Origin of the sequence: Shimia sp. (genome assembly GCF_039969785.1) — a bacterium.
In the GTDB taxonomy this organism is placed as follows: Bacteria; Pseudomonadota; Alphaproteobacteria; order Rhodobacterales; family Rhodobacteraceae; genus Shimia.
The window spans coordinates 1-4,207 of record NZ_JBDVNC010000012.1 but is presented as its reverse complement, the minus strand read 5'-3'; the positions used below and the strand labels follow the sequence as shown (position 1 = coordinate 4,207).

The window sequence follows — 4,207 nt, the reverse complement described above, 5'->3', positions numbered from 1 at the left end:
TTTTTTGCAGGCGTCAGAGGCTGATCCCCGTTTCCACGGCACGGAAATTGATGGACATCACAACGTCATGGTACTTGATCCAACGCGAACGGCTGAAGCAATCTCGGCTGCTGTTTAACTTCGGATTTTAGACAGCTGGCGTGAATAATGTCGATTAGGGCAGAGAAGAGCCGTTCGCCGCAAAATGCATCAAGGTCGGCTTTGGGCCGTTTGCTACATTTTTCTTTGCAATTTGCGGTGTATCTCGTGATCTAAGCGCTGCATTGCAAAGTTGTTCGACAGCGGTGGTTGTGGGCTCCCGATTTGAACCTATCAGGCCACCGACATCCACCTGCGCAGTATTTTGGTCGGAGGCCACTCGCGCCTTCGCACCCCAACTGAGTGACCTTCCGCTCCTAACGCCGCTGCCTTAACCTACTCCGCTCGCGGCGCTGGACATTAATCGGGTGTTCCCGCCCAAGAGCACGATAAAACCCGTTTCCTTTCGACCAGTTCAGGAACTGGCTGAAGCTGTCCACCTGATCATCATTACGTCCGCGCGGAAATGACTGGAGTTCACGTTTAAAAGCAGTCAGCCATGGCGCATCGACCGGCAAGTGAATCTTGCCTTCTTCAACGGGCGCACAGGCCGACTGAAAGCGCGTTTCCTTATCCTTGTCAGGCCTGACGCGCTCATAACGGCGCCTGTCATCCCGGAATAATTCATCAAAAAGCGGCCTGCCTGTCGCCGCATCTTCAATCAAAACCCGGTCAGGATCCCACTTGCCCACCAACTGCAAAGTCTTAGCCTTGAGATCCGGGTAATCAAGCTGCCCACGCCAGACCTCAAGAAGGTTCCAGGCATTTTCCCGGAACCCCCAGGTGGTACAGGCCGAGAAGTCAGACCTCGGATCTGCCGACGTACCTGTGTCCCAGCTTTGGATGATCAACTGATACCAGTTACGATCTTCAACGTATTCATAAGTGTTGAACCACTCCCACCGGAGAGGCGAGCCATCGGGCGCAATTGGGTTCTGCTGATACTGACAGTTAAAGATTGCCGACCCCATCTCACGACGCATGCGACCAAGAGTGACTTGATCCAGGCGAGAGGCAAACAGAAGATCACCGGGCTTACGACGCAGCACTTTGTTGCCCCCTGTCGAGACAACTTCATGATCTTCAGCAATCGCCGGTAAGTTCAGATGGCGATAGGTGCCTTTGTCCAACAAGTACCCCGGTGGATCCATCTCATGCAGACGCTGAGCGACCATCACAACACGGCCCTCAGCAGGATTGTCAAAGCGTGACAGCAACGTGCCTTCGATAAACTCCTGAGCACGAACAAGCTCCGCCTCTGAGTTGGCATCGCCGGCCTTCAGAAGATCATCAATGATGATGTAGTCAGCACCGTGCCCGGTGACAGCGCTGCCAATGGAAACAGCCTTGCGGCTGCCCCCTTTGGTTGTCTTGATCTCTTCAGACGTGTTGCCTTTCTTTGCCAACCGGGTCTGCGGAAACATCTGCTGATACCAACGTGTCGCCATCACCCGACGGCAATCGTCGGAATGCTTGCGCGCCAAATCGAGGCCATAGCTCGCCACAATGATCTTGGCCGCCGGATCATGCCCCAACAAAAAGGCCACATAGGCCACCGCAACAGTTACCGACTTCAGACAACGGGGCGGGATGTTGATCACAAGACGCTTGTTGTCACCCTGGCGCACGGCGTCGAGTTCGTGACACATGGCCCGTATGTGCCAGGCTGGTTCAAACTTGTCATTAGCCCCATGATGCAGTGCATCAAAAACCCGCCAGACAAACGGAAAGAAATTGTCCCTGCAGACCTCGCGGGAGGCCTGCCGGATCATTTGAGGGTCAAGACTCGTCATCGGGCACCTCCCAATGCATGAGGTGCTCACCGTCATCTACACACGCTGGCTCTTCATTTTCCGAGGCTTCAGTAAAAAAATCCCGCAGAATGTCATAGTCGACATCTTCCGGGACTTCTTTCGTCGACAAGGGTTCGACACCGTCAGCCGCGGCACCAAAAAGTTCCGGGTCGAGCTTGAGAATGACCATCATTGCTTGCGGGTCACCCTTGAGTGCCTTAGCTATAATCTGCTTGGCCATCGCTTCCGCTTTGGACATGCAAACCTCGCGATTGCCTTCGCGCACGGCAATCTTGGTTTCCAACTCACGTTTCAGGCTGGCAAGAATGCCCTTTGCAGCTTTCGGGCGCCCTTTAGAGTTTCCCGATTGGCCCTTCTTGAACTGACCGCTCTTGGGGGGCTTGCCGTAACCCACCTCATAGTCCTGTTGTTGATCAGACATTGGTCAACTCCTTCTCAGTGAGTTCGATCTGAGCCGCAACACGCGCATCGAAGGTCTCACCTGTCTCGCCGTAACGGGCCTTCTGACCAGTCATCTCCTGCCAACGGCGGATGCTGACATCGACGTAGAGCGGATCCAGCTCAATCAGACAGGCTTTACGGCCGGTTTTCTCGGCGGCCAGCAGGGTCGCCCCGGAGCCACCAAAGGCATCCAGCACCACATCACCGCGATGGCTCACATCCATAATGGCGTCGGCCACCAAGGCGGTGGGCTTCACGGTGGGATGATCGGCGAGGTCAGCCTCACGTCGGTGGTGTCAGACAAATTCGAACCAGTCTCTACTAGGCCAGTGAAGCTGTCCTTTATGCCACGCAAAGCCCGCGCCACTCAGCGAGAGCAGCGGTGCGGTTAAGCTTGAAATGGCATCTTTTCGAAAGGCTACGATCCTGATTGAAGTGGTTGAAAACGGATGCATGGATAGAAACAAATTTCTGCAAACTTCGCATTCGGCGAAAGCGGTGCATGGCGCGCTCTTTTCGTCGAAAGGGTAGATGGGAATTCTCTGCGCGGTTGTTCTTCCAACGACCTGTTTCTTGCCGGTCAGCATTTCCGATAACCTTCATCGCAGCACCATACGACCGCAATTTGTCAGTAACGATGGCTTCGGGCGGCCCATACCTTCTCATCGCTTTCTTCAAGAATTAAAGGGCTGCAGTGCGACCTCGGCGCTTCGTAACATAGCTTTCCAGCACTTCGCCTTCGTGATCAACGGCCCGCCAGAGGTAGTGTTGCTCGCCGTTAATCTTCACGAAAACCTCATCAAGATGCCATCGCCAGTTCGAATAACACCGCATCTGATTTACGCGTTTTCGGCGAATTTCTGCAGCAAACATCGGGCCAAATCTGTTCCACCAGAAACGAATGGTTTCGTGGCTCACGTCGATGCCCCGTTCGTGCAGCAGGTCTTCCACATTGCGCAATGAAAGTGGAAATCGGACATAGAGCATCACCGCAAGGCGGATAATCTCAGGGCTGGTTTTAAAATAGCGAAAAGGCGAGCGTTTTGTCATGAGCAGAAGCTAGATCGCCGCCCTGCCCTTCACAACCGAGTTTCCTCTGACACCGCCTTACCAATCAGTGCTGAGTAACAATGATGACCTTGCGGTAGTTCTACCCCTAGCACCCCAGCAACCGCAGATTGAGATCGAATTCCTTTACTAAGCACACCGAATTCAAAATCCACAACTCAAGGACATTAGGAGCCTCAAGAATACATGAGAAACATCCTACGGATCGGCACCCTATCCCAACCTGAGATTCCAGAACAGCTTGAAGCTTTAATCGAAGCAATATTTCGGGAACAGTTCAAAAAGCTCAGCTTGATACTCGGACAGAAGAATATTTCTCTAGTTAGCGCCTATGAAGACAAGGCTAACGAATTTGCCTGTATTTCAGCCATTGAAGAGGGTCTGAATCTTGAAATTGGCCCACTTCAAATAGCCTCAAGTCTCGATGAGACCGACGCCAAAATAAGAAGCAAGATATATAGAGTGTTGGAAAATCAGCCGGCAACAACTGTTGTTGATCAACAACTTTCAAAATCAGATATAATCTCCCTATGCGATATACTTATTCTTGTGTTTGACAAGTCAGACCTAGATAAATTTTCAATGTTTGAGTTGATACGAGAAAGCTTCTTTGAGGGCCAGCAGGGTTATCCGGCGACAGAGAAATTATCAATTGAAATAAACATGCCTGTTGAATGTCATTGATAACTGACCCGGTATTGTCACCGAGATTTGACCCGCTTTATTTATGTATCGGCGGCTATGCTTTGGTCAATATGGTGGCCTCCTTTGTGGTTTTCTTTGCAGCTTCTGAACTGGCCTTGAAG

3 protein-coding genes and 2 pseudogenes are annotated in these 4,207 nt (G+C 52.1%); 1 reads left to right on the top strand and 4 read right to left on the bottom strand.

Annotated features, from left to right (window positions below):
- Positions 1 to 395 precede the first annotated feature (395 nt).
- The 4 genes and pseudogenes from terL to ABJI08_RS05115 all read right to left on the bottom strand — a co-directional run bounded on the left by terL (position 396) and on the right by ABJI08_RS05115 (position 3,383).
- A complete protein-coding gene (terL, locus tag ABJI08_RS05130; RefSeq protein ID WP_348400750.1) occupies positions 396 to 1,871 on the bottom strand; it encodes a phage terminase large subunit in 1,476 nt (491 codons plus the stop codon).
- Complete coding sequence (locus ABJI08_RS05125; protein WP_348400749.1) at positions 1,858 to 2,313, bottom strand: DUF5681 domain-containing protein; 456 nt, start codon at positions 2,311 to 2,313, stop codon at positions 1,858 to 1,860. Before ABJI08_RS05125 ends, terL begins: the two co-directional genes overlap by 14 nt.
- Positions 2,306 to 2,593 (bottom strand): annotated as a pseudogene (locus ABJI08_RS05120) (DNA methyltransferase); the annotation flags it as partial. The gene ABJI08_RS05125 and the pseudogene ABJI08_RS05120, both read right to left, overlap by 8 nt.
- Positions 2,594 to 2,675: 82 nt before the next feature.
- A pseudogene (locus ABJI08_RS05115) lies at positions 2,676 to 3,383 on the bottom strand (IS6 family transposase).
- 204 nt (positions 3,384 to 3,587) lie between these two features.
- Between ABJI08_RS05115 and ABJI08_RS05110 the strand changes: the two are divergent.
- On the top strand, positions 3,588 to 4,085 hold the full coding sequence (locus ABJI08_RS05110) for a hypothetical protein (RefSeq protein ID WP_348400748.1): 498 nt from the start codon (positions 3,588 to 3,590) through the stop codon (positions 4,083 to 4,085).
- The last annotated feature ends 122 nt before the right edge of the window (positions 4,086 to 4,207 follow it).

Coding starts and splice junctions, on each gene's coding strand:
- terL (WP_348400750.1), bottom strand. CDS start 1,871: ATGACGAGTCTTGACCCTCAAATGATCCGGCAGGCCTCCCGCGAGGTC.
- ABJI08_RS05125 (WP_348400749.1), bottom strand. CDS start 2,313: ATGTCTGATCAACAACAGGACTATGAGGTGGGTTACGGCAAGCCCCCC.
- ABJI08_RS05110 (WP_348400748.1), top strand. CDS start 3,588: ATGAGAAACATCCTACGGATCGGCACCCTATCCCAACCTGAGATTCCA.